This is a genomic window from Halomonas urmiana (assembly GCF_005780185.1).
GTDB classification, from domain to species: Bacteria; Pseudomonadota; Gammaproteobacteria; order Pseudomonadales; family Halomonadaceae; genus Halomonas; species Halomonas urmiana.
Map to the genome: position 1 here is coordinate 158,167 of NZ_VBUI01000002.1, position 24,192 is coordinate 182,358.

General features: G+C 66.9%; 27 protein-coding genes and 1 tRNA gene. 17 read left to right on the forward strand and 11 right to left on the reverse strand.

What is annotated here, in order from left to right:
• Window positions 1–109: 109 nt before the first annotated feature.
• A complete protein-coding gene (locus tag FEI13_RS02060) occupies window positions 110–2,857 on the reverse strand; it encodes a bifunctional acetate--CoA ligase family protein/GNAT family N-acetyltransferase (protein WP_138179055.1) in 2,748 nt (915 codons plus the stop codon).
• Window positions 2,858–2,968: 111 nt separating this feature from the next.
• On the opposite strand from FEI13_RS02060, the gene FEI13_RS02065 reads away from it, so the two are divergent.
• Both FEI13_RS02065 and FEI13_RS02070 read left to right on the forward strand, forming a co-directional pair.
• On the forward strand, window positions 2,969–3,904 hold the full coding sequence (locus FEI13_RS02065; protein WP_138179057.1) for a histone deacetylase family protein: 936 nt from the start codon (window positions 2,969–2,971) through the stop codon (window positions 3,902–3,904).
• 150 nt (window positions 3,905–4,054) lie between these two features.
• Complete coding sequence (locus FEI13_RS02070; RefSeq protein WP_138179059.1) at window positions 4,055–4,678, forward strand: helix-turn-helix domain-containing protein; 624 nt, start codon at window positions 4,055–4,057, stop codon at window positions 4,676–4,678.
• Between the two features lie 137 nt (window positions 4,679–4,815).
• On the opposite strand, the gene FEI13_RS02075 is transcribed toward FEI13_RS02070, so the two are convergent.
• A complete protein-coding gene (locus FEI13_RS02075; RefSeq protein WP_138179061.1) occupies window positions 4,816–5,661 on the reverse strand; it encodes a formate dehydrogenase accessory sulfurtransferase FdhD in 846 nt (281 codons plus the stop codon).
• A gap of 94 nt (window positions 5,662–5,755) precedes the next feature.
• Between FEI13_RS02075 and FEI13_RS02080 the strand changes: the two genes are divergently transcribed.
• The 11 genes from FEI13_RS02080 (at window position 5,756) to FEI13_RS02130 (ending at window position 16,373) form a co-directional block, all read left to right on the forward strand.
• Window positions 5,756–6,187: a DUF3305 domain-containing protein gene (locus FEI13_RS02080; RefSeq protein ID WP_138179062.1), complete on the forward strand. Its 432-nt coding sequence runs from the start codon at window positions 5,756–5,758 to the stop codon at window positions 6,185–6,187.
• A complete protein-coding gene (locus tag FEI13_RS02085; RefSeq protein WP_240036392.1) occupies window positions 6,184–6,756 on the forward strand; it encodes a DUF3306 domain-containing protein in 573 nt (190 codons plus the stop codon). Before FEI13_RS02080 ends, FEI13_RS02085 begins: the two co-directional genes overlap by 4 nt.
• Before the next feature lie 248 nt (window positions 6,757–7,004).
• The gene (locus tag FEI13_RS02090) at window positions 7,005–8,732 is read left to right on the forward strand and encodes a 4Fe-4S dicluster domain-containing protein (RefSeq protein WP_138179064.1); all 1,728 of its coding nucleotides are present in this window, start codon (window positions 7,005–7,007) and stop codon (window positions 8,730–8,732) included.
• A gap of 4 nt (window positions 8,733–8,736) precedes the next feature.
• Window positions 8,737–9,339, forward strand: a complete 603-nt coding sequence (locus tag FEI13_RS02095; RefSeq protein ID WP_138179066.1) for a TorD/DmsD family molecular chaperone — start codon at window positions 8,737–8,739, stop codon at window positions 9,337–9,339.
• Between the two features lie 78 nt (window positions 9,340–9,417).
• Window positions 9,418–9,621: a twin-arginine translocation signal domain-containing protein gene (locus tag FEI13_RS02100; protein WP_138179068.1), complete on the forward strand. Its 204-nt coding sequence runs from the start codon at window positions 9,418–9,420 to the stop codon at window positions 9,619–9,621.
• 26 nt (window positions 9,622–9,647) lie between these two features.
• Window positions 9,648–12,503 carry a formate dehydrogenase subunit alpha gene (locus FEI13_RS02105; protein WP_138179069.1) on the forward strand — a complete coding sequence of 952 codons (2,856 nt, stop codon included), beginning with the start codon at window positions 9,648–9,650 and terminating at the stop codon, window positions 12,501–12,503.
• Between the two features lie 10 nt (window positions 12,504–12,513).
• Window positions 12,514–13,164 carry a formate dehydrogenase FDH3 subunit beta gene (gene fdh3B, locus FEI13_RS02110; RefSeq protein ID WP_138179070.1) on the forward strand — a complete coding sequence of 217 codons (651 nt, stop codon included), beginning with the start codon at window positions 12,514–12,516 and terminating at the stop codon, window positions 13,162–13,164.
• A gap of 10 nt (window positions 13,165–13,174) precedes the next feature.
• Window positions 13,175–14,236: a formate dehydrogenase subunit gamma gene (locus FEI13_RS02115; RefSeq protein WP_240036393.1), complete on the forward strand. Its 1,062-nt coding sequence runs from the start codon at window positions 13,175–13,177 to the stop codon at window positions 14,234–14,236.
• A gap of 94 nt (window positions 14,237–14,330) precedes the next feature.
• Complete coding sequence (locus tag FEI13_RS02120; protein ID WP_138179073.1) at window positions 14,331–14,654, forward strand: DUF1244 domain-containing protein; 324 nt, start codon at window positions 14,331–14,333, stop codon at window positions 14,652–14,654.
• Window positions 14,651–15,172, forward strand: coding sequence for a molybdenum cofactor biosynthesis protein B (gene moaB / locus FEI13_RS02125; protein ID WP_138179075.1), 522 nt, complete (start codon window positions 14,651–14,653; stop codon window positions 15,170–15,172). Before FEI13_RS02120 ends, moaB begins: the two co-directional genes overlap by 4 nt.
• Window positions 15,165–16,373: a molybdopterin molybdotransferase MoeA gene (locus FEI13_RS02130; protein ID WP_138179077.1), complete on the forward strand. Its 1,209-nt coding sequence runs from the start codon at window positions 15,165–15,167 to the stop codon at window positions 16,371–16,373. Before moaB ends, FEI13_RS02130 begins: the two co-directional genes overlap by 8 nt.
• A gap of 61 nt (window positions 16,374–16,434) precedes the next feature.
• On the opposite strand, the gene FEI13_RS02135 is transcribed toward FEI13_RS02130, so the two are convergent.
• The 7 genes from FEI13_RS02135 to FEI13_RS02165 all read right to left on the reverse strand — a co-directional run bounded on the left by FEI13_RS02135 (window position 16,435) and on the right by FEI13_RS02165 (window position 19,766).
• Window positions 16,435–16,998: an acyl carrier protein phosphodiesterase gene (locus FEI13_RS02135; RefSeq protein ID WP_138179079.1), complete on the reverse strand. Its 564-nt coding sequence runs from the start codon at window positions 16,996–16,998 to the stop codon at window positions 16,435–16,437.
• Window positions 16,999–17,008: 10 nt separating this feature from the next.
• On the reverse strand, window positions 17,009–17,362 hold the full coding sequence (locus FEI13_RS02140) for a TusE/DsrC/DsvC family sulfur relay protein (protein ID WP_138179080.1): 354 nt from the start codon (window positions 17,360–17,362) through the stop codon (window positions 17,009–17,011).
• Window positions 17,362–17,652 (reverse strand): sulfurtransferase complex subunit TusB, encoded by a 291-nt coding sequence (gene tusB, locus FEI13_RS02145; RefSeq protein ID WP_138179082.1) that lies wholly within the window; start codon window positions 17,650–17,652, stop codon window positions 17,362–17,364. Before tusB ends, FEI13_RS02140 begins: the two co-directional genes overlap by 1 nt.
• Before the next feature lie 23 nt (window positions 17,653–17,675).
• The gene (gene tusC / locus FEI13_RS02150) at window positions 17,676–18,056 is read right to left on the reverse strand and encodes a sulfurtransferase complex subunit TusC (RefSeq protein ID WP_420841555.1); all 381 of its coding nucleotides are present in this window, start codon (window positions 18,054–18,056) and stop codon (window positions 17,676–17,678) included.
• Between the two features lie 22 nt (window positions 18,057–18,078).
• Window positions 18,079–18,471, reverse strand: coding sequence for a sulfurtransferase complex subunit TusD (gene tusD, locus FEI13_RS02155; RefSeq protein WP_138179086.1), 393 nt, complete (start codon window positions 18,469–18,471; stop codon window positions 18,079–18,081).
• Between the two features lie 70 nt (window positions 18,472–18,541).
• A complete protein-coding gene (locus tag FEI13_RS02160) occupies window positions 18,542–19,216 on the reverse strand; it encodes a Bax inhibitor-1/YccA family protein (RefSeq protein ID WP_138179088.1) in 675 nt (224 codons plus the stop codon).
• Window positions 19,217–19,295: 79 nt separating this feature from the next.
• A complete protein-coding gene (locus FEI13_RS02165) occupies window positions 19,296–19,766 on the reverse strand; it encodes an NUDIX hydrolase (protein WP_138179089.1) in 471 nt (156 codons plus the stop codon).
• A gap of 122 nt (window positions 19,767–19,888) precedes the next feature.
• On the opposite strand from FEI13_RS02165, the gene FEI13_RS02170 reads away from it, so the two are divergent.
• Window positions 19,889–19,978 (forward strand) — tRNA-Ser (locus FEI13_RS02170).
• 160 nt (window positions 19,979–20,138) lie between these two features.
• Here FEI13_RS02170 and FEI13_RS02175 read toward each other — a convergent pair.
• Window positions 20,139–20,804: a metallophosphoesterase gene (locus tag FEI13_RS02175; protein ID WP_138179090.1), complete on the reverse strand. Its 666-nt coding sequence runs from the start codon at window positions 20,802–20,804 to the stop codon at window positions 20,139–20,141.
• A 39-nt stretch (window positions 20,805–20,843) separates the two neighbouring features.
• A complete protein-coding gene (merR, locus tag FEI13_RS02180) occupies window positions 20,844–21,278 on the reverse strand; it encodes an Hg(II)-responsive transcriptional regulator (protein ID WP_138179091.1) in 435 nt (144 codons plus the stop codon).
• 131 nt (window positions 21,279–21,409) lie between these two features.
• On the opposite strand from merR, the gene merF reads away from it, so the two are divergent.
• The 3 genes from merF (at window position 21,410) to FEI13_RS02195 (ending at window position 23,989) form a co-directional block, all read left to right on the forward strand.
• Window positions 21,410–21,667, forward strand: a complete 258-nt coding sequence (gene merF, locus FEI13_RS02185; RefSeq protein WP_138179092.1) for a mercury resistance system transport protein MerF — start codon at window positions 21,410–21,412, stop codon at window positions 21,665–21,667.
• Window positions 21,660–23,066 carry a mercury(II) reductase gene (gene merA, locus FEI13_RS02190; RefSeq protein ID WP_138179094.1) on the forward strand — a complete coding sequence of 469 codons (1,407 nt, stop codon included), beginning with the start codon at window positions 21,660–21,662 and terminating at the stop codon, window positions 23,064–23,066. Before merF ends, merA begins: the two co-directional genes overlap by 8 nt.
• A 92-nt stretch (window positions 23,067–23,158) precedes the next feature.
• Complete coding sequence (locus tag FEI13_RS02195; RefSeq protein ID WP_204758331.1) at window positions 23,159–23,989, forward strand: CmcJ/NvfI family oxidoreductase; 831 nt, start codon at window positions 23,159–23,161, stop codon at window positions 23,987–23,989.
• The last annotated feature ends 203 nt before the right edge of the window (window positions 23,990–24,192 follow it).

Here is a 24,192-nt window from a genome sequence, read left to right on the forward strand (position 1 = left end):
CCGAGGCGACGCCCGAGCCGCCACTCAGGGAAGACGACGACGCGGCCCCCGCCATGGCGGGGGCCGCGTCCTGTTCATGGAGCAGTGCCCGGGGCCGCGAGTCCCGGCATCAGTCCGGTTGGCTCTCCAGGCGATGGCGCTGCCACTCGCTCTCCGGCTCGTTGAGCCGCAGCACGGCGTCCACCACCTGCTCCTCCATGTTGTAGCGCAGGCGAAAGCCCAGGTGCTTCATCAGCGAGCGCATCGGATGGTTGTCGACCATGACCTTGCCGATCATCTCCAGGGTGCCGACGCTCTGACAGTAGCTGATCATCTTCTTCATCAGCAGGCTGCCGATGCCGAGCCCCTGCAGGTCGTCGCGGATGATCACCGAGAACTCGGTGCGGATGTTGTCCGGGTCGTTCCATACGCGCACCACCCCGAGCATCTCCTTGCTGCCGTCGTCTCGCAGGTGCTCGGCGATGAAGGCCATCTGCCGGTCGTAGTTGATGTGCGAGAGATTCGACAGGTCTCGCTGGGTCAGGTCGGCCTTGTTGTGGAAGTAACGGAAGCGGATGCTCTCCTCGGAGAGTTGCTCGTGGAAACGGGTGATCAGCGGCGCATCCTCGGCCCGGATCGGGCGAACCTCGACCTGCCACCCGTTCTTCAGCGTCACCCACTCCCGCAGTTCCTCGGGATAGGGCATGATCGCGAAGCGCGCGGGGGGGCCGAGGTCCATGGCGAAGTCCACCGCCACCACGCCATCGCGGTTGAGCAGCAGCGGGTTGAGCTCCAGGCCGCGCAGCTGAGGCAGGTCACTGGCCATCTGCGACAGCTTGACCAGCAGTTCGCCGAGTCGCTCCAGGTCACGCTCGGGATGGCTGGAGTGTTCGCGGATCAGTCGGGCGGCATGGGTGCGTCCCACGACGTCCGCGGCCAGGCTCATGTTGAGCGGGGGCAACGCCACCTGGCGGTCGGCCAGGATATTGACCTTGTAGCCGCCGATGCCGAAGACGATCACCGGACCGAAGATCGGATCCCGGGTGATGCCGGCGCACAGCTGCATGGAGTGCTTGCCGCGCTGCATGGCCTGCAGGCAGTACTCACGGATCGCGAAGTCCGGAAACTTCTCCTTCACCTTGTCGTGCAGACGACCCACGGCCTCGGCGACCTGCGCCGGACTCGCCAGGTCCTGGACCAGGCCGGCGGAGATCTTGTGCGGGTGCTGGCGGTAGCGGAAGGGACGGCAGTTGCCCTCGTGGACCACCTTGAGGGCCATGGGCCCCTCGAAGGCGGCCGCCGCCTCGGCGGCCTCATCGGGAGTCTGCGGATAGCGGCTCGGCGCCACCGGCAGCCCGTAGGCCGCGAGCACCTGCGCCGTCTCGGAATGGGCGAGAGTCTCGCGCCCCGCCTCGCGAGCCTCCTCGATCAGTTGCCGGCAGCGCCGGCGAATCTGCGGCGTCGTGGCGAAGGGCAGGCTCGGCGGAATCTCCTGGAGCAGGGCCTGCACACGCTGATAGTCCACCATGTGCATGAAGGCCTTGACCGCCTTCTCCGGGCAGAGGTAGGTGGGAATGCCCGCCAGGTTGCACTCGTGGCGCGCCGAGAGGGCCTCCTCGAGGCCCATCCAACTGGTCAGCAGGTTGCGCCGAAAGCGCTTGCGCGCGGCGATGATCGCCTGGGCGGTGGCCTTCGACGGCGCCTGGCGGGTCGGGGCATGGACGACCAGCACGGCATCCGCCCCAGGGTCGGCGGCCACGATCTCCAGGGCCTCCACGAGCCGTTCCGGGGTGGCATTGCCGCCCAGATCCACCGGATTCTCGCCGGGCTTGCTCATGTCGAAATCGTCGCGTCGCAGCGCGTCGCGGGTCGCCTCGCTGAAGCTCGCCAGCCGGCCTCCGGCGTTGATCAGCTTGTCGATGGCGAGCATCGCCGGTCCCAGGCCGTTGGAGACGATGGCCAGGCGATCGCCCTTCAGCGGCTTCATGCGCGACAGCGTCTCCAGGGCATCGAACAGCTCGTCGGAGTCGTTGACCCGCACCACCCCCGCGCGGGCGAAGGCCGCGTCGAAGATCTGATCGCGATTGGCCACGCCGGGCGTCGGCGGCAGGCCGGAGATGTCGGACTCGGCGGTGCGCCCGCTCTTGATGGCCAGCACCAGGCGGTTGCGCGATGCATCGCGCAGCGCGGTCATGAAGTGCTGGGCGTCCATGATGCGTTCGAGATGGAGCAGGATCGCCTGGGCCGGCGAGAACTGGTTGATGTAGTCCATCAGGTCGGGCAGCAGCACGTCGACGCTGTCGCCCACCGTGATCAGGTGGGAGAAGCCGATGCCGCGGCCCGCGGCCCAGTCGATCATGGCGTTGCCGAGCATGCCCGACTGGCCGAGATAGGCCACGCGGCCGGCCTTCACCGGCTGGCTGGCGTAGGAGGCGTTGAGCTTGCGCCCGGGGACGATCAATCCCATGCATTCGGGGCCGAGCACGCGGATGCCCGAGGCGCGCGCCGCACCGAGCATCCGGCCGCGAATCGAGCCCTTGTCGCCATGATCGCGGTCGAGGTGAGCCCCGCCGGATAGCACCAGCGCGGCCTTGACCCCGAAGCGGCCCAGGGTGTCGATCAACTGGGGCACCGTCTGGACCGGCGAGCAGATCACCGCGAGATCCGGCACCTCGGGAAGGTGCGACACCCGGGTGACGCAGGGCGCCTCGAAGACCGCATCGTAGCCCTTGGGGTTGACCGCCCAGACGCTGCCGGGAAAGCCGCCCTCGCGAAGGTTGCGGATCACCAGGCCACCCATGGAGTGGGACTTCTCGGACGCCCCGATCACCGCGATGGTGCCGGGCTCGAAGAAGTGGCGAAGAAAGCGCGTGCTCAAGCCAGGACCTCCCTGCGCGGGGGCTCGCCCCCTCGCGTTTACGACTTATGGACACTGTCCGGCAAGCGGGCGTCACGATTAAGGTGGCCTTAGCCTTCCCGGAGCCAGCGCATGATCACCGCCTACATTACCCACCCAGACTGTCAGTTGCACCACATGGGGCCCGAACATCCCGAGAGCCCCCTGCGACTGGATGCCATCCGCGCGCGTCTGATGCGCTCGGGCATCCTGCAGCAGACCATGCAGTCGGATGCCAAGGAGGCGACCGAGGAGCAGCTGGCTCGGGTGCATCCCCTGCGCCACCTGCGCGCCCTGGACAAGTGCGTGCCGGACCACGGCATCGTCACCCTGGACAGCGACACCATGATGAACCCCGACAGCCTCGCGGCGGCGAGGGTGGCCGCCGGGGCGGTAGTGCGCGGCGTCGATCAAGTGTTTCGCCGCCAGGCCGACAACGTCTTCTGCGCGGTGCGCCCGCCCGGGCATCACGCCGAGGCCACCGACGCCATGGGCTTCTGCTTCTACAATAACGTGGCGGTGGGCGCCGCCCATGCCCGGGCGAAGTACGGGGCGCGCCGGATCGCGATCCTCGACTTCGACGTACACCAGTGCAACGGTACCATCGACATCTTCAAGGATGACCCCGAGGTACTGGTCTGCACCAGCTTCCAGTACCCTTTCTATCCCTGGCGCTACCTGCGCAGCGAGTGGCAGAACGTGGTCAACACGCCGCTATCGGGCGGCACCGACAGCGCCGCCTTCCGCCGCGCCATCGAGGACGACTGGCTACCCGCCCTGCACGCCTTCAAGCCTGATATCGTGCTGGTCTCGGCGGGCTTCGACGCCCACCGCGAGGACCCCATGGCGGAGCTCTGCCTGGAGGACGAGGATTTCTACTGGGTCACCCACCTGGCGCTGGAGATCGCCGCCCTGTACGCCGACGGCCGCCTGGTCTCGGTACTGGAGGGTGGCTACGACCTGGACTCCCTGGGGCGCAGCGCCGAGGCCCACCTCACCGCCCTGCTCGGACTGCCCTTCGGCGATTGAGGCTGTTTCTCGTCGCCGGGAAACAAACGAGCCTCCGCCGGACAGGCATTTCGCCCGTCGCTCCTCGGCATGACGGCGTCGCGGGCGTGGGGCCGCGAGTAGCGACTGTGGTAGGCTGGGGGAAACCTCGTTTCCAATAGTGAACAGCGCATGACCGCCACCACCGATCAGGACGCCGCCCTGCGTATCGCCGCCGGCCGCAAGCCCTTCGTCGAGCCGCTGCGCCTGGGCGAGCGCGTGAAGGAGATTCGCCTGGCCAACCAGTGGACCCTGGAGGACGTCAGCCAGCGCACCGGGCTCGCCCGCTCGACGCTCTCCAAGATCGAGAACGATCAGATCTCGCCGACCTTCTCCGCGGTCCAGAAGCTGATCGACGGCCTGGGCATCGACCTGCCCCAGCTGCTCTCGCCGCCCAAGGTCCAGGCCCGCACCATGGGGCGTCGTGACCTGACGCGCCGCGGTCACGGCGAGCGTCACCCTACCCCCACCTATGAGCATGAGCTGCTCAGCTGCGAGCTTGCCCAGAAGCGCATGATCCCCTTCAAGACCATCGTGCGAGCCCGCGCCTTCGACGAGTTCACCGAGTGGGTGCGCCACGATGGCGAGGAGTTCTTGATGGTGCTCGAGGGCGAGATCCAACTCTATACCGAGTACTACGAGCCGCTGAGCCTGACCGACGGCGACAGCATCTACTTCGACAGCGCCATGGGGCACGCCCTGGTGTCGACGAGCGACACCGATGCCGTCGTGCTATCGGTCTGTACCCGCGGCTAAGACACGCCCTGAGACTCGGTCGTTACCTCACGTTCCCCACTCTTCCTGATCCTGCGCTCACGCCCTGACGCTGATGTCGCAAGGTGCGTGCCCAGACGTGTCGGCCCCGAACTCGACGACCCTTGATCACCAGAGCCTCACGCCCGAGCCCGGTCGCCCGGACGGCGCGTCGGCACGGCGTCGAGCTCGAGCCGTCCTGCGCCGTGAATGGCCTGGAAGTGTCGCCCCTTGGCCCGGGCGATCAGCAACACGCCGAAGCGCTCGGCCAGCTCGACCCCTTTCTGGGTGACGCCCGAGCGTGACACCAGCACACCGATGCCCATCTGCGCCACCTTGAGCACCATCTCCGAGGTGAGCCGCCCGGTGGTATAGAAGATGTCGGCATCATAGCTGTCCGCCTCGGCGAGCCACTGGCGCCCCGCCAGGGTGTCCACGGCGTTGTGGCGCCCCACGTCCTCGACGAAGTCCAGCACCGCCTCCTGGCGGCACAGCGCACAGCCATGCACGGCGCCGGCGCTGCGATAGGTCTCGTTGTAGGCGCCCAGGTTGTCCAGCAACCGGTAGAGCACCGACTGGCGCATCATCGTGGCCGGCAGCGGGTTCAGGGCGGTCGAGTCGAGCAGCCGGCCGAAGACCGTACCCTGGCCGCAGCCGGTGGTCACGGTGCGCTGGCCCAGACGCTCCTCCAGGTCCTCCGGCAGGCGACGGGTCACCACCGCGGCCGCCTCGACCTCCCAGTCCACCTGTACCGCCTGAAGGTCCCGGGCCTCGCCCAGCAGCCCCTGGTTGCGCAGGTAGCCCACCACCAGCGCCTCCGGATCGGCCCCGAGGGTCATCAGGGTGACGATCTCGCGCTTGTTCAGGTAGACGGTCAGGGCACGTTCCGCGGCGATCGCCTGGCGCTTCGCCTCACCGAACTCGTCGAGCACCTCGATCTCTAGGGTGGCGGGCAGGCGCGCCCGACTCAGGCTGATGTCATGCATCCACGGCTCCTGGACAGATCGTTGACTGTCGATAATGGCATTGTCCATCGGCAGTGTCTTTACTGCAGAGAGACAAATCCGGAGAGACTGACCCATGGCGTCGATCAGCAGCACTCGCCCCCTGAGCTTCGAGATCGTCGGCGAGCCGCTCACCATCAAGGGCTTTGCCACGACTCGCTGGCGCGTCGCGGACCTCGCGCCCGGCGACGTCGGCCCCTGCCGGCTGAACCTGCAGCTCTACATGACCGAGCGCGCGGCCTACCGCTTCAACCTGACGAGCCACACGCCGCGGCTTTTCGTGCGGGCCGGCGAGGCGGGCGAAGCGCCGAGTCCCGAGGCCATCACGGCGAGCCAGGAGGTCGCCGCCGGGTGGCTCGACGGCGAGCACCGGGTGCTCGAGGTCGACATGCCGCTGGCCATTCAGGCCTGGCTCGAGGCCTATCTCGCCCATCACGGCGAGGCTCCCGCGGAGAGTCGCAAGAAGCAGCACAAGGGCGCCGGGCGCGCCCGGGAGGCCGAGTCGTGAGCCGGTTGGAACGCTGGTCGCGCCTCAAGCGGGGCGAGGCGCAGGACTCCCCGACCTCCCCGGCGGCGCTCACCCCCGTCGAGGACGATCGGTCGCCCTCGAACCTCGAGGCCGACAGCCGGCAGCAAAACAGCGGCGAGGACGACTCAGCCCAGACGCGCGAGCCGGGCAGCCTTGATCATACCCTGCCCGATCCCGACACCCTGCCCCCGGGCAGCGACATCAAGGCCTATCTGGTCTCGGGCGTCAGCGCGGGGCTTCGCAAGCGCGCCCTGCGTCGTCTCTTTGCCGCCGGCCATTATGGCGTTCGTGACGGCCTCGACGACTACGACGATGATTTCCGAGAGAAGCTGAAGCCGCTGGCCGACGACGTGGCCGAACGGCTGCGCCAGTGGACCCGTCGTCGGGTCGAGGGCGATGACGAGGCGCCTGAAGAGGTGTCGTCGTCACAGGGCATGGGCAGCGACGAACACGACGCCCGAGAGGTACCGCCGGACGCGTCCGACACCGCCTCGGACACCGACATCGCCGAAGAAGCCGGGGCGCGTTCCCATGAACGCCCGGGATAACGTGCCGCGGCAACACGGCCGCTCGATGTCACCGAGCTCTCCATTGAGTCGGTCTATGAGTCGGTCTATGAGTCGGTCTATGAGTCGGTCTATGAGTCGGTCTATGAGTCGGTCTATCGGGATCATGGATCAGTCCTATGCATTCGACCAAGGCAGCGTTTGCGCGCCCCACGAATCCGACCAAGACTTGGACATAAGCACAAAAAAATAACAACTCGCCCACAGCACGTACGCAACCGTGAGACTGCATGAAACAGCACATCGAACTGATGCCGGTCGACGATGACCGCAACCGGCACGCCAGGGAGGCCGCGCGACGTCGCGTCTCCTGGCCCGTCAATCTCAGCCCCGCCCGCGTCAGCTACCAGAGTGACGGCCATGCCCTGATACTCGGTAACGAGCGGGATGGTCGGCGCGGAGCCCTCGCCCTTGTGGCGCGAGGTCTCGCGCCTCCCACCCTGGTCGTCACCGACCCCCTGCAGGACGATGCCGGCAGCGACGCCGCCAGTGATGAAAAGCACGAGGCGCTGCTCGCCGCGTCCGCGGATCTCGCCTGCCAGATGCTGTCGCGCGCCCAGGCACGATCACTGACCATCGACGGCTACCTGGGGCACTTCAGCGTCAGCGTACCCGACGGCGACGGCTCACTGGATATCGCCCGGGCGCTCGCCGGGCGCGCGCATTTCGACCTGATCCTCGATCTCGGCGCCACGCCGGCTCTCGCCCTCGAGCTTCCCCCGCCAGGCTACGTCGCCCTGAACTGGCGGGACACGGATCGCGACGAGCGACTCGAGGCCCTCGCCGGACTGGTCGGCGAGTTCGACAAGCCGCGCTACTTCCAGATCGACAACGACCTCTGCGCGCACGCCAGCAGTGGCAACACGGGCTGCACCCGCTGCCTGGACGTCTGCCCCGCCGATGCCGTCAAAAGCCATCAGGGCCGCATCGAGGCGTGGATCGAGATCGACCCCTTCCGCTGTCACGGCGTGGGCAGCTGCAGCAGCGCCTGTCCCACGGGCGCCATTCAGTTCCGCCTGCCGGAGACCGCCCGCCAACAGGACACCCTGATCGGCTGGCTCGCCGCCTATCGCGAGGCCGGCGGCACGGCGCCGGTGGTGCGCTTCGCCGAGGCAAGCGACCTCGCGGCCGAGGGCGAAGCGGCGGGCCATGTGCTCGACGTGCCCCTCGAGGAGCTCGGTGCCGCCGGTCACGATCAGTGGCTGACGGCCCTGGCCGCCGGCGCCGCCGAGGTACGCATCCAATGTCATGCACGCATGCCCGAACGCCTGTCGGCCTTCATCGACGATCAGCTCACCCAGGCGCGCGCCCTGCTCACGGCCCTCGGTCACTCGCCGGCACGGATCGGCCGCCTCGCGTCCGGTGGCGCAGCGGCCCGCGACGCCCTGCCGCTCGAGCCGCCGCTGACGCAGACGCCGCCGGTATTCGAGGGCGATGGCAAGCGCGACCGCCTCAACGCCGTACTCGGGCACCTAGCGGGACTGGGCGCCCCGGACGGCCAGCGCCACCGCCTGCCGTCCGGCGCCGCCTATGGCGATATCGCGGTCGATCCTGACGCCTGCACCCTGTGCATGGCCTGTGTCTCGAACTGCCCGACCCCGGCGTTGGGCGCCGGTGGCGACCGCCCGCTGCTGAGCTTTCGCGAGGCCGACTGCGTGCAGTGCGGGCTCTGCGCCGAAGCCTGTCCGGAGCAGGCGATCACCCTGCGCCCCGGCTTCCTGGCCGATGCCCAGCGCCACGAGCGCCAGGTGCGCCACGAAGAGGACGCCTTCGCGTGCATTCGCTGCGGCAAGCCGTTCGCCACCGTCAGCACCGTCGAGACCCTCAAGGCCAAGCTCGCCGACCATCCCTACTTCGCCGGCGACGCCCTAGCCCGCCTGGAGATGTGCGAGGACTGTCGCGTCAAGGATGTCTGGCAGGACATGGCCCGCAACCCCGAATCGCAGCTGAAGGTGTGACCGCATGAACGAGCTGAACGAGAGCGATGCGCTGCGGGCCGATGTCTACCGGCTGCTGGCCCGTCTGCTGCGCGAGGCCCCCGATGCCGGCCTGCTCGACTGGCTGGCCGGGCTCGAGGTCGAAGCCGATGGCACCCTGCTCGCCGAGCGCTGGGCGGCATTGATCGCCGCGGCGCGCGAGACCACCGCCGAGGCCCAGGCTCGCGCCCACTTCCGCCACCTGGTCGGGGTGGTCCAGGGCGACGTCACGCCCTATGCCTCCTGGTACCGCAATGGTGAGCTGATGGACGCGGCGCTGGTGGACCTGCGCCGCGACCTCAAGGCGCTGGGGTTCCAGCGCGCCGAGCACAGCCGCGACCCCGAGGACCACCTCGCCGCGCTGGCGGAGGTGATGGCGATGCTGATCGAGGCGCGCTCGCCGGACGAGGCGCGCTTCTTCATGGCCCATCTCGCCCCCTGGGCCGCGGACTGCCTGGCCGACCTCGGCCGGGTCGAGACTCCCTTCCAGGCACGCCTGGGCCAACTCGGCCAGGCCTTCATCGAGCAGGAGGGCCGGCGCCTCGAGGCCGAGGCACAGCAGCATCCGGTGCGGATCGTCGAACCCTGACGCCGCCCGATACCCGTGACAACACCATAACAATGCCCGTCACAGGGCCCGAGACAGCGAGACACAGGAGAGATCCCCATGCCCAGCACACGCAACCCGCAGCGGCGGCGTTTTCTCAAGACCCTCGGCGCCGGCACCGCGGCCGCCGGCGCGGCGGCCGCGGTCGGCCACGTCACCCTGGCCCAGGCCGATGCCAAGCCCGAGACCCCGCAGGCCGAGCCTTCCCGCGAGTATCGAGAAACGCCCCATATTCGAGCCTTCTACGCCACCCTGCGTGATTGACGGCCCCGAGCCAGGAGAGTGATGCCATGCGCTTGACACCTAAAACCGATACGCCGAGGGCCGGCGGGCTGGGCATTTCCCGTCGCCAGTTCCTCCAGCGCAGCGGGGCCACCACCGGCGGACTGGCCGCCGCCGGCTTCATGGGCGCGCCGATGATGCAACGCGCCGAGGCGGCCGAGAAGACCGCCTGGTCCGATGCCCCGGTGGAAACGAAGCGCACCGTCTGCTCCCACTGCTCGGTGGGCTGCGGCGTCTATGCCGAGGTTCAGGAAGGCGTCTGGACCAAGCAGGAACCGGCCTTCGACCACCCCATCAATCGCGGCGCCCACTGCGCCAAGGGCGCCTCGCTGCGCCAGCACGGCCACTCCAGCCGCCGCCTCAAGTACCCCATGAAGCTGGTCGGCGGGGAGTGGCAGCGCCTGAGCTGGGAGGACGCCATCGAGGAGATCGGCAACAAGGTGCTGGCGCTGACGGAGCAGCACGGACCCGACAGCATCTACTGGCTGGGCTCGGCCAAGTTCAACAACGAGCAGGCCTACCTGATGCGCAAGTTCGCCGCCCTGGCCGGTACCAACAACACCGATCACCAGGCGCGCATCTGTCACTCCACCACCGTGGCCGGGGTCGCCAACACCTGGGGTTACGGAGCGATGACCAACTCGCTCAACGACATCCAGCACAGCAAGTCGATCATGTTCATCGGCTCCAATCCCTCCGAGGCGCACCCGGTGGCCATGCAGCACATCCTGCTGGCCAAGGAGAAGAGCCAGGCAGAAATCATCGTCGTCGATCCTCGCTTCACCCGCACGGCGGCCAAGGCCGACAGCTACGTGCGGATTCGTCCCGGGTCCGACGTGGCCTTCATCTGGGGCCTTTTGTGGCACATCTTCGAAAACGGCTGGGAAGATCGGGAGTACATCGACCAGCGCGTCTACGCCATGGATGAGGTGCGCGCCGAGGTCGCGACCTTCTCGCCCGAGGTGGTGGAAAACATCACCGGGGTGCCGGAAGCGACCATGCGCGACACCGCTCGGCGTCTGGCCGAGAACCGCCCAGGCTGCATCGTCTGGTGCATGGGTGGCACCCAGCACACCACCGGCAACAACAACACCCGCGCCTACTGCATTCTCGAGTTGGCGCTGGGCAACATCGGCAAGTCCGGCGGCGGAGCGAACATCTTCCGCGGCCACGACAACGTCCAGGGTGCTACCGACCTGGGCCTGATGTCCCACTCGCTGCCCGGCTACTATGGGCTGTCCGAGGGCGCCTGGAAGCACTGGTCCCGCGTCTGGGACCTCGACTACGAATGGCTCAAGGGTCGCTTCGACCAGGCCGAGTACACCGATGGCAAGCCGATGTACTCGAGCGGGATCACCGTCTCGCGCTGGATCGACGGTGTGCTCGAGCAGGAGGAGGACATCTCCCAGCGGACGCGCCTCAAGGCGATGTTCTACTGGGGGCACGCGGTCAACTCCCAGACGCGCGGTCCCGAGATGCAGCAGGCCATGAAGCAGCTCGAGATGATGGTCATCGTCGATCCCTACCCCACCGTGGCGGGGGTCATGCACGACCGCCAGGACGGCGTCTTCCTGCTGCCCGCCTGCACCCAGTTCGAGACCACCGGCAGCGTCACCGCCACCAACCGCTCCATACAGTGGCGCGACAAGGTGATCGAGCCGCTGTTCGAGTCCAAGCCCGACCACGAGATCATGTACCTGCTGGCCAGGAAGCTGGGCTTCGGCGAGGAACTGGTCAAGAACTTCCAGATGAACGGCGATGAACCGCTAATCGAGGATATCACCCGGGAATTCAACGCCGGGATGTGGACCGTCGGCTACACCGGTCAGAGTCCCGAGCGCCTCAAGGCTCACCAGCAGAACTGGCACACCTTCAGCTTCCGCGACCTCAAGGCCGAGGGCGGGCCCGCCGACGGCGACTACTACGGCCTGCCCTGGCCATGCTGGGGAACCGCCGAGATGGGGCACCCCGGCACGCCGATCCTCTACGACACCAGCAAGAAGGTCTCCGAGGGCGGCCTGACCTTCCGCGCGCGCTTCGGCATCGAACGCGATGGCGAGAACCTGCTGGCCGACGGTTCGTTCAGCGAAGGCTCCGAGCTCGAGGACGGCTACCCCGAGTTCACCGATGCCATGCTCAAGGATCTGGGCTGGTGGGACGACCTGACCGACGCGGAGAAGGCCGAGGCGGAGGGCAAGAACTGGAAGACCGACCTCTCCGGCGGCATCCAGCGCGTGGCCATCGCCCACGAGTGCGCCCCCTTCGGCAACGCCAAGGCGCGCTGCAACGTCTGGACCTTCCCCGACCCGATCCCCAAGCACCGCGAACCGCTCTATACCAGCCGCCGTGACCTAGTGGCTGACTATCCGACCTGGCCGGACGTGGCCTCCCACTACCGTCTGCCCACCCTCTACAAGACCATCCAGGATCGGGACGTCACCGGGGAGTACCCGATCATCCTCACCTCCGGGCGTCTGGTGGAGTACGAAGGCGGCGGCGAGGAGACGCGTTCCATGTCCTGGCTGGCCGAGCTGCAGCAGGAGATGTTCGTCGAGATCAACCCGGCACTGGCCAACGACCTGGCCATCGCCGAGGGCGACATGGTGTGGGTCGAGGGCGCCGAGGGCGGACGCGTCAGGGTCAAGGCCCTGGTCACCCCACGGGTGGCTCCCGAGGTGGTCTTCATGCCCTTCCACTTCGGCGGCATGTTCCAGGGCGAGAGCCTGCACGATCGCTATCCAGAAGGCTCGGCCCCCTATGTGCTCGGCGAGGCGGCCAACACCGCCACCACCTACGGCTATGACTCGGTGACCCAGATGCAGGAAACCAAGTGCACCCTGTGTCGCATCGAGAAGGCAAGCTGAGGAGATCCCCATGGCCACAATGAAATTCATGTGCGACGCCGAGCGCTGCATCGAGTGCAACGGCTGCGTCACCGCCTGCAAGAACGCCAACGAGGTCGAATGGGGCGTGCAGCGCCGCCGCGTGGTGACCCTCAACGACGGCGAGCCCAGCGAGGTCTCGATCTCGGTGGCCTGCATGCACTGCGACGATGCGCCCTGCATCGCCGTCTGCCCCACCGAGACCCTCTACCAGCGCGATGACGGCATCGTGCTGCACGACAAGGACCTGTGCATCGGCTGCGGCTACTGCCTCTATGCCTGCCCCTTCGGCGCGCCGCAGTTCCCGAAGCAGAACGCCTTCGGCGAGCGCGGCAAGATGGACAAGTGCACCTTCTGCGCCGGCGGGCCGGCGGAGACGAAGGAAGAGGAGTACCAGAAATACGGCGCCAACCGCATCGCCGAGGGCAAGCTGCCGCTGTGTGCCGAGATGTGCTCGACCAAGGCGCTGCTGGCCGGGGATGCCCAGGAGGTCGCCGACATCTTCCGCCAGCGCGTCGTCCAGCGCGGCCACAAGGACGGCGGCTGGTCCGGAAACCCGCGTCGCGAACAGAAACGCGCCGGCCAGGGTAACGACCTCTCCGCGGCCGACTCCCTGGCCTACGATGCCACCCAGCAGGGGTAAGGAGGCGACCATGAGCATGTCGATATTGCACGTGGGGGCCGCACGACGGCTCCTGACGCTGCTGGTGCTGCTGGCCGGCCTGGTATTGTCCCAGCTGGCGCTGGCGCAGCAGGCCGATCCCGGCCGAGAGGCGGCCTTCGCCGTCCCTGCCGTGGATGCCGAGCTGTGGCGACAGGTCAAGGCGGGGGAGACCGGGCCCAACTACCGGGACTCCCGGGCCGACAGCACCTATAACCTGGTCAATGCGAGCGGCGAGACCTGGCGACAGATCCGCGAGCGCTGGGTGTCTCCCTTCGGTGTGATCGTTGTGCTGGGCATGATTGCCGTGATCGCCCTCTTCTATCTGATGGTGGGGAGCAAGAAGCTCGACGAACCGCGAACGGGTCGCAAGCTGCTGCGCTGGTCGCTGGTGGTCCGGTCGCTGCACTGGACGGTAGCGACGCTGTTCATCCTGCTGGCCCTCACCGGGCTCAACCTGGCCTATGGCAAGGCCGTCTTCCGTCCGATCTTCGGCGACGGTTTCTGGGCGGCGATGATGTCCGGCACCAAGCTGATCCACAACTACCTGGGGCCCTTGTTCGGCATCCTGCTGGTGATCCTGCTGCTGCGCCTGCTCAGCCACAACATCCCGAAGGCCCATGACCTGCAGTGGTTCGCCAAGGGCGGCGGCCTGGTCGGCAAGGGGCACCCCGACGCCGGCTTCGCCAATGGCGGCGAGAAGGTCTGGTACTGGCTGCTCGCCACCGCCGGCCTGGCCGTGATCGTCAGCGGGTTCGTGCTGGACTTCCCTAACTACGGGCAGGCCCGCGACACCATGCAGTGGGCCAATATCATCCACGCCGTGGGCGCCCTGGGGCTGACCGCCGTGGCCCTGGGCCATATCTACATCGGCACCCTCGGCACCGAGGGGTCGCTGGAGGGCATGACCACCGGCTACGTGGACGAGACCTGGGCCAAGGAGCATCACAACCTCTGGTACGACGAGGTCAAGGATCAGGCGATCCCCGAGGAGCAGCTGGCCGAGAGCCGCCCGACATCCGAGGGCGACGAACCGGCACCGCGCTCCGGCTGAGGCACACCCTCGCCGCATCTTCCGACACCGCCTGCGGGCGGTGTCTTTTTTGTTAAGCTGGACCGACAGACACCCCGACCACCGGAGAGAGACGATGTCACATCTCGACGACACCACCCGCACCGAACTCGAGGCGGCCGCGTTTCGCCGCCTACTGCGCCATCTGGACGAGCACAAGGAGGTCCAGAACATCGACCTGATGATCCTCGCCGACTTCTGCCGCAACTGCCTCTCCAAGTGGCTAGTGGCCGCCGCGGACGAGCGGGGAGTCGAGCTGGACTACGACAGCGCCCGCGAGCACGTCTACGGCATGCCCTACGGCGAGTGGAAGGCGAAGTACCAGCAGGAGGCCACCCCCGAGCAGCAGGCGGCCTTCGCGGCGCGCCAGGCGGCCAGGCAGGAGACGCAAGGCGAATGAGCGACGCGATGATCCCCCTCTCCGTGGCAGTGCTGACCATCTCCGATACGCGAAATGAAGAGACCGATCGCAGCGGCCAGGCCCTGATCGAGCGTCTGACGACTGCCGGCCACCGCCTGCATGAGAAGCGCATCGTGCCCGATGACGTCTATCGCATCCGCGCCGTGGTGGCGGGCTGGATCGCCGACGGCGCGGTGCAGGTGATCCTGACCACCGGCGGTACCGGCTTCACCGGCCGCGACTCCACGCCCGAGGCGGTCTCGGTGCTGCTCGACAAGCAGATCGAGGGCTTCGGCGAACTCTTTCGCCACCTCTCCTGGCAGGAGATCGGCAGCTCCACCGTGCAGAGCCGCTGTCTCGGCGGGCTGGCCAACGCCACCGTGGTGTTCTGCCTGCCCGGCTCCACCGGTGCCTGTCGCACCGCCTGGGACGGCATCCTCGCCGAGCAGCTCGATAGCCGTCACAAGCCGTGCAACTTCGCCAATCTCGTCATCCCCGAGCGAGGCCAGCATGGATGAACTAAAACCCGTCGAGGCGGCCCTCTCCGCACTGCTCGAGGACGTCACCCCCACGCCCGCAGAGACCGTGCCCTGCGACGCGGCGGCCGGGCGCGTGCTCGCCGAGGCGATCGAGGCGCGTCTCGACGTGCCCGCCTTCGATAACAGCGCCATGGACGGCTACGCCCTGCACCACCTCGACGCTGGCCAGCGGCTACCCGTCGTCCAGCGCATCGTCGCCGGCGCGCCGGCGACGCCGCTGGCGCGGGGCACCTGCGCGCGCATCTTCACGGGCGGTGCGCTGCCCCCGGGGGCCGACTGCGTGGTGATGCAGGAGCGTGTGACGCGCGAGGGCGACGTCGCCCATCTCCCGGCGGATCTCCCGGCGGGCGACAACGTTCGCCGCCGCGGGCGCGACGTGGCGTCGGGGGCGCGGCTGCTGCCCGCCGGTGAGCGGCTGGAGGCCGCGGCGCTGGGCCACCTGGCCGGCCAGGGCATCACCGAGGTGGTGGTGCGCCGCCGCCCACGGGTGGCGTTGCTCTCCACCGGCGACGAGATCGTCGATCCGGGCGCACCGCTGTGCGACGGGCAGATCTACAACTCCAATCGGCCGATGCTCAAACGCCTGCTGGAGCGCTTCGGCGCCGAGCTGGTGCGCCTCGCCTCGGTGCCGGACGATGCCGCGGGCACCCGCGACACCCTCGCCGCGGCGGCGCGGGAGGCCGATCTGGTGATCAGCACCGGAGGGGTGAGCGTCGGCGAGGAGGATCACGTCAAGGCGGCGCTCGAGTCGCTGGGACAGCTCGACCTGTGGCGCCTGGCGATCCGCCCGGGGAAGCCCCTGGCGCTGGGGCGCCTGCCAGGACCGGCGGGCCAGGACGTGCGCTTCGTCGGCCTGCCCGGCAACCCGGTCTCCTGCTTCGTCGGCGCCTGGCTCTTCCTGCGCCCGTTGATGGGCGCCCTGCAGGGCTGTCCTGCCCTGGCCGAGCTGCCCCGGCTGCCGGCGCAAGCCGACTTCTCCACCTCCACCGGTCCGCGCCGCCACTACATGCGGGTGACCCTTGCCTTCGGGGAGGACGGCATCGTGGCCCGAGCGTTTCGCGACCAGAATTCGGGGGTACTGTCGTCGTGCATCGGCGCCGATGCCCTGGCGGAGATCCCTGCCGAGACACGCATCGAACCGGGTGATCGCCTCGACTGCCTGTGGCTCAGGGTCGATTGAGGGTCGGCTGGATTGAGGTCCGATCGAGGATCGATCGAAGCTTGCTGAAGAGGCGAGTACCTCAGGCCGGCACGCCGAGCTCCGCATTGACGGCCGGCCATAGCCGCTCGAAGTCCCGAGCGAGGCGGACATAGTCCGCCGCCAGCCAGGGCACCAGCTCGGCCAGGCGATTCGGGCCGGAAAGGCGTCTCCCGATGCCTTCGATGGCACGACAGGTGAAGGTGAAGTCGGCGTAGCGGTTGAGCCAGTCCTGCTCCACCAGCACGGGCACCATCCCCGCCAGCCGCCCCGGGGCGGGAGCGGTCGCCAGCAGCTGATAGCAGCGTGCGGTCAGCCGACGTCGCGTGCCTTCCTCGAGCGTACGGGCCGCGAAATGATCCCAGAGCAGATCCAGGGCGATGCCGGCGAAGCGGCGCTGCGGCCACGGCGTGCGCGCGAGGATGTCGGCGACCACCGGGTGGCCATCGACGAAGGCGTCCACCCGACGGTGGTGGCGGATGCCGGCCGCGGTGTCCGGCGGCCACGCCGAGAGGTCGATGCCCTTGACCCCGTCGGCGATCAGGTTGCCATACAGGAAGTCGTCACCGCCGCCGCGGGCGAGCCAGCCATGGGCGAGGAAGTTCACGGCGGGCCGATCATAGACAGTGGGTGGGCTTGGGCAGCCCGGCGAGTCGAGCCGCCACCTTGGCGGGACTGCCGGGGAAGAGCCGCATCAGATGGATCGAACGCCCCTTGTTGGGCCCCAGGGCCTTCCCCACCGCCTTGACCAGGGGGCGCATGGCGGGAGCCATCTCATAGCGCGCATAGAAGTCTCGCAGTACCCTGAGTACCTCCCAGTGCTCCTCGGTCAGCTCGATGCCCTCCTCGCGCGCCAGGGCCTCGGCGATCTGGGGTGACCACTGCGTCATGTCGACGAGATAGTCTTCCGGATCCAGGGCATAGTGATGATTGTTGACCGATAGATAACGGTATATTTCTGTAGAGGCCATCAATACCAGCTCACTGTCCGTTCGGCTTCCTCGGTCAGGGTCACGAAGCCATCCACATCGACCACCTGCACACTCTCCGCGCAGCGTCCCAGCAACCCGCGGGCCCCCAGGTCTTCCCTGAGGGCGAACAGTCGCCCCTCGATCTGGGCGTAATAGCGCACCAGCTGGGGCAACGCCCCTTGAACGCCGTCCTCGATCAGCAGCAGGACATCGTCCGGCCCCATGGCGGTCAGGGCCTGCTCAAAGACCCGACTGTTCGCCGGGGAACGGTTCACCACATGCAACAGCATCCAGGTTCTCCTCGCGACTCGGGCTAGAAGGTCAACACCAGGCGGTGGGCGGCGAGGGCCTCGGCGAGGGCCTCGGCCGACACGGGGTCAACGTCGAGCATCAGCTCGTCGGCCGAGAGGCCGAGCGCCGAGAGCGCTTGCGCGTCCACCAGCAGGGTCTCGATATCATACATCTCCAGCATCTCCAGCGTCGCGGCCGTGCCCTTCTGCTCGAGCGCTCCGGGTCCTTGTCCCGGCATCAGCGCCGTGACGCCCTCCCCCATGAACAGCAGGGAAACGCGCTGCCCGAAGGCGGCGGCGACCAGGGCGGCGTCCAGGCCTTCCTTCAGCCAGCTGCTGCCGTGGGGCGCATGGCGCAGGATGACCAGCAGGTCACGGAGTGGGTCCTCATGTTCGTGCATCATCGCTCCATCGCAGGCCAGGGATTCAGGGGCCGAAGGTCACCAGACGGTCACAGCGCGTGCCCAGATCGATCAGCTGCCCTAACCCCGTCAGCTCGAAGGGTGCTGCCACGCTGTTTCCCTCCTTGCCATGCCTGGCGGCCTCGCGCTCGTCGAGCAGGCCACGGCGCAGCGCCGCGGCGATACAGACCTGCAGCGAGACGCCGTGTTCGCGGGACAGGTCCGCCCAGGCATCCACCAGGTGCGGTTCGTCTTGCGGGGGGGCGGCCAGCCGGGAGGCATTGTGCACGCCGTCGTGATAGAAGAATACTGCCTCGAGGCAGTGGCCCCGCGCCACCAGGGCACGGGCAAAGCGCAGGGCCGAGTGGCTGGCCTGGTGACTGTAAGGGGCGCCCATCAGCAGGATGGCGTAGCGCATGAAGGTCCTCCTGAAACAACCTGGCCCCGCCGGTTGGCGGGGCCAGGTGATCCTGATACAGCGTTGGGGGTCAGTCCTGGCTCATGATGCCCAGGATCGACAGCAGGCTGATGAACAGGTTGTAGATCGACACGTAGAGGGTGATGGTGGCGAGGATGTAGTTGGTCTCGCCGCTGCGATGCACGATCTCACTGGTCTGGTAGAGGATGGCCGCCGAGGAGAACAGCACGAAGCCGGCGGAGACCATCAGCGACAGGGCCGGGATCTGCAGGAAGATGCCCGCCAGCATGGCCAGGATCAACACGATGGCACCGGCCACCAGGAAGTTGGCCAGGAAGCTGAAATCCTTGCGGGTGATCAGCGCTACCGCCGAGAGTCCCACGAAGGTCATGCCGGTCATGCCCAGCGCGGTCATGATCAGCTGAGCGCCATTGGGCAGGGTGAGATAGGCGCTCAGGACCGGCCCGAGCGTGAAGCCCATGAACCCGGTGAAGGCGAAGGTGGCAAGCAGCCCCATCGCGGAATTAGCGGTCTTGTGCACCAGGAACATGAGACCGTAGGCGCCGATGAAGAACACGAAGATGTTCATGCGCTCTACGCCCATGCTCATGGCGGCGCCCGCCGTGATGGCGGAGAACAGCAGGGTCATCGCCAGCAGGCCGTAGGTATTGCGCAGAACCTTGCTGGTACCGACCGACTGCGACTGCGTCTGCTGACGTGTCGTCTGCGTCTCTTGATAAGCCATGGATCCGAAGCTCCCTGTATGGTTGGTCTAGGCACTAGTCTTAGGATGCAGCCAGAATGGTCCCGACGCAAGCGCCCGGCTAGTCAGGGTTCAACGCGTTTTCCGCGGCACCAGCCTCCTCCAGGACCCGCCGTGCCACCCGCGCCGCGGTGTCACAGACCTCCGCGCCAGCGTGCTCGAGCTCCGCCATGTTCATCCAGCAGAGCGCCGTGGCATCGTCCGCGGCCGCCTCGATGCCACCCCGCCACTCCAGCTGGACCACCACGATGACGAAGTGCATGCTCAACGCACCCTCCGCATCGTGGTCGAAGACGTCGAGGGCGGTCAGGATGCGCCGCGGGTCGGCCAGCAGGCCGGTCTCTTCTCGCAGCTCGCGGGCCGCGGCCTGCTGGAGGCTCTCCCCCGCTTCGACCTTGCCACCGGGCAAGGCCAGCTTGCCCGCGTTGGGGGGATTGCGCCGCCTGACCATCAGGATACGATCTCCCCTGACCACCGCGGCCGACACCGCGGGAACGGGGTGCACTGGGGTCACTGTCGAGCGCTCGGGCATAGGGGTCTCCTGCGATCATCGTTCCCCCATTGTGCCCCACCCCTGAACCCAGGGCTAACATCCTGATCCCAAGGGGCTCTTGACCTGCGGATGAAAGCTGGTAGAGTACGCATCCGTAAGCCGGAGGGATGGCAGAGCGGTTGAATGCACCGGTCTTGAAAACCGGCGAAGGTGAGAGCCTTCCCAGGGTTCGAATCCCTGTCCCTCCGCCACCTTTTTCAAGGGGATCAGCAACTTAGCTGATCCCCTCCTCTCGTTCTGGGCCGCGCAAATACCCCAAAAAGTGCAACGGCTGCAACGATTACCCTTGCACCGCCTTGAGCGGTTCGCCCTGGGCGAGCGGAGTCCTGCGCTTCAGAGGACCAGTGCGCTTCATGACAGCACCTCCCTGGCGTCGATCATCGTCAGGCGGCCGGTACAGAAGGCCCCGGTGTCGATGTAGTGAACGTTTCCGAGGGTCTCCGGTTGCTCGAGGATGGTATGACCGACCACCACCGCGTCGATATTGGCCACCAGTGTCGTGTCCATCTGCCTAATGCGCTTGCGGCCCCAGACCAGGGACTCGAGTCCAGCCGAGTGGTCCTCCAACTGGAGCAGGTGCCAGTCGTGTGGCGGTTCCGCGTGCACCATGCCGATATGCTTGCCCTCCACCTCGACCTCCCGGGCATAGGGCTGGTGTTCCAAGGCCGCATTGAGGATGGTGCGCACCTCATGGACGCCGTGGAGATACACCCAGCTGCCGCCATTGATCTGCCAGAGATCCCAGGCCTGGCCGGCTCCCTCGTTCAGGGCGTCATAGGCCAGCATCTCGTGGTTACCCCGCACCCCGTAGAACCACGGCTCGAAGGCAAGCGACAGGCACTCGAAGGATTCAGACCCTCGATCGATCAGATCGCCCACTGAGAAGAGTCGGTCGCGGGTTTTGTCGAACTCGACGCGGGCCATGGCCTCCATCAGCAAGGCATATTGCCCATGGATGTCGCCGACAAAGAAGTCGCGGCCTTTCGTGTTCGCCTCGTGTTTCGTGATCAGACTCATGCGGCCTCCCTATGCTCGTCGTAGGCCTTCAGCGCTGACTCACTCCACTGCACGCCCAGCTCGACACTCGTGGCGTTGCAGGGCGGCGATCAGCGGACACGACACCTTGCCTTGATGCGCATGGCATTCATCGACCAGCCGGGACAAGGCCGCCTCGATGCGGGTCAGATCAGCTAGCCTAGCGCGCACGTCGTCCAACCGGTGCGACGCCAGTTCCGCCGCCTCGCTGCAATGAGCGCCATCTTCCAGCGTCAGTAGCTGCCCGACTTCGTCCAGGCTGAACCCCAGCCGCTGTGCCGCCTTCACGAATTTCACCCGCGCTACGTCGGCGTGGCCATAGCGCCGGATGCCGCCAGGCGGTCGCTCCGGCGTCGGCAACAATCCCTTGTGCTGATAGAAGCGGATCGTCTCCACGTTGACCCCAGCCGCCTGGGCAAAGGTGCCGATGGTCAGGCTTTCCCGTGGTTCGTTCATGACGCTTGACTCCGTAGTCGACTACGGAAGTAACGTTATTGCATCGAGCAACGATTCGGAAGGAGAACCCATACCGCCAACGCCGGGTACCCCTCATCCCCGGCACCCTCGGAAGCGGATCGGGAGTGACCATGAAGAACCCCAAGACCCTGCTGCGCGCAAGCGTGATTGGCACCGTCCTGGTGGCGCTGTGCTGCTTTACACCCATCCTGGTGATCCTGCTTGGCACCGTTGGCCTGGCGGCACTGACCGGCTACCTGGACGTGGTACTGCTTCCTGCTCTGGCCTTCTTCATCGGCCTGACCCTCTATGCGCTATGGCGCAAGAAGCAATACGACGCCTGTGGTGACAACACCTCTAAAGATTCAAGGAATTCCCCTCATGAGTGATGACATGAACCTGCACATCGTCGTGATCGGCAGCGGCGGCGCGGCCATGGCAGCCGCGCTGAAGGCGGCCGAGCGCGGCGCCCGCATCACCCTGATCGAACGCGGTACCCTCGGCGGCACCTGCGTCAACACTGGCTGCGTGCCCTCGAAGATCCTGATCCGCGCCGCGCATGTCACCCATCTGCGCCGGGAGAGCCCCTTCGACGGCGGTATCAGCGCCCAGGCGCCGGTGGTAGATCGGGCCAGGCTGCTTCAACAACAGCAGTCACGTGTCGAGGAACTGCGCGATGCCAAGTATGAAGGCATACTCCGCGACCACCCGGCCATCACGGTCCTGCATGGCGAGGCCCGGTTTATCGATGCCCATAGGCTGATGGTCAAGCTGAACGAAGGCGGCGAGCAGGTCGTCCACTTCGACCGCGCCTTCATCGGCAGCGGCGCTCGACCAGCAGAGCCGCCGCTGCCGGGGCTGGCCGAGACGCCGTACCTGACCTCCACCAGCGCGCTGGCACTGGACAGCATCCCCGAGCGGCTGATCGTGATCGGCGCGGGGTTTGTCGCCCTGGAACTGGCCCAAGGCTTCGCTCGGCTGGGCAGCCGGGTCACGGTGCTGGCCCGCAGCCGTCTGCTCTCCCAGGAAGACCCGGCGGTGGGTGAGGCCGTGGAGGCAGCCTTCTACCGCGAGGGCATCGAGGTGCTCAATCAGACCCAGGCCAGCCGCGTGGACTATACCAATGGCGAGTTCGTGCTGGACACCAACGCCGGGACCCTTCGTGCGGACCAACTGCTGGTGGCCGCCGGACGGACACCCAATACCGAGGCCCTGAACCTGGCGAGCATCGGCGTGGAAACCACGCGTGGGGCGATTCTGGTGGATGAGCACCTGCAAACCACGGTACCGAGCCTCTATGCCGCCGGTGACTGTACCGATCAACCGGAATTTGTCTATGTCGCCGCCGCCGGGGGCAGTCGGGCCGCCGTCAACATGACGGGAGGCGATGCCAGGCTGGACCTTAGTGCCATGCCGGGCGTGATGTTTACCGACCCTCAGGTGGCCACCGTCGGCCTGAGCGAAGCCGAGGCCTTCAAACAGGGCTTCAGCGTGGAGACCCGCGTGCTCGATCTGGAGAACGTGCCACGTGCGCTGGTGAATTTCGATACCAATGGTTTCATCAAGATGGTCGCCGAACGTGACTCGGGGCGGTTCCTAGGCGTGCAAGTGGTCGCCGGGGAAGCCGGTGAGCTGATTCAGGCAGCGGTGATGGCGCAACGGGCACGCATGACGGTGCAGGCCATCGGCGACGAGATGTTTCCCTACCTGACCATGGTGGAAGGCCTCAAGCTCTGTGCCCAGACCTTCACCAAGGACGTGACACAGTTGTCCTGTTGCGCGGCCTAAACAATCACGGGCTCGCCGTTGCGAAGCTTGAAATCGGGAAGTATACACATACCTTTTATATACACTCGAAAGTGAAGAACGGGATGACCATCATGAGTGAAAGTATGCGAATGCCAGCTGGTACGGTAAACGGAGAAATCACCTTCATGGTCCCGACCGGGCAGCGTCCCTATGTGCACACGGAGGCGCTTACTGGCGAGCCCGAGCCGCGCTATCACGCCGAGCTCCAGCGACGTGCGGTGGCCATACACGACGCGCGCCCCTTGATGGAGGAGCTGTCGCTGGACCGCCATGGAATAGAGCTGCATCAGCGACCAAGCTCCGTCAAAGCCCTCTACAATGACGCACACGTTGAGCAGGACTACTATCCGGAGATCGAAGCTCTGGTGAAGGAAGCCACGGGCGCTTCCCGAGTGATGATCTTTGACCATACCCGGCGCCGAGACGACGGTGGCAGCAGTGGCACCAAGACGCCTGCCGATCGTGCCCACAACGATTATACCGAATGGTCAGCACCCCAGCGGGTGCGGGACCTGGTCGGCGAGGAAGAGGCACAGCGTCTGCGCAACGTGCCGTTCGTGCAGATCAACGCCTGGCGACCCATTCGGGGGCCGGTCAGGCGCTCGCCGCTGGCGGTGCTGGATGCCGCCATCCTTGATCACGGGGACTTGATCTCCACCGACATGGTCTATCCTGGTCGCACCGGCGAGATATACCACCTGGCGTTCAATCCGGCCCAGCGATGGCTCTACTTTCCGGCCATGGAGCGCGATGAGGTCCTGTTGATCAAGGGCTATGACTCGCGAACCGACGGGCGCGCCCGCTTCGTGCCCCATACCGCCTTCCACGATCCGGGCACCCACGCCGATGAGCCGCCACGGGAGAGCATAGAAGTGCGCACGCTGGCGTTTTTTGAGTCGTAATCGCGAGAATTCCGCGATACTGATCCTACGATAGAAGGGCGAAGAAAACTGTCCAGACTGCGCTCGCCCTAGTTGCCGTGCTATGGGTCGCGGTTCTGCTGATGCTCTTTCCCATGGTGGGCCGGGGCCTCGCCGGCCTGGCGATTGGCCCGCTACTTCGCCACGCCACCTTTCAAGAGCCCCCGGATCTCTCTGGCCTGCGC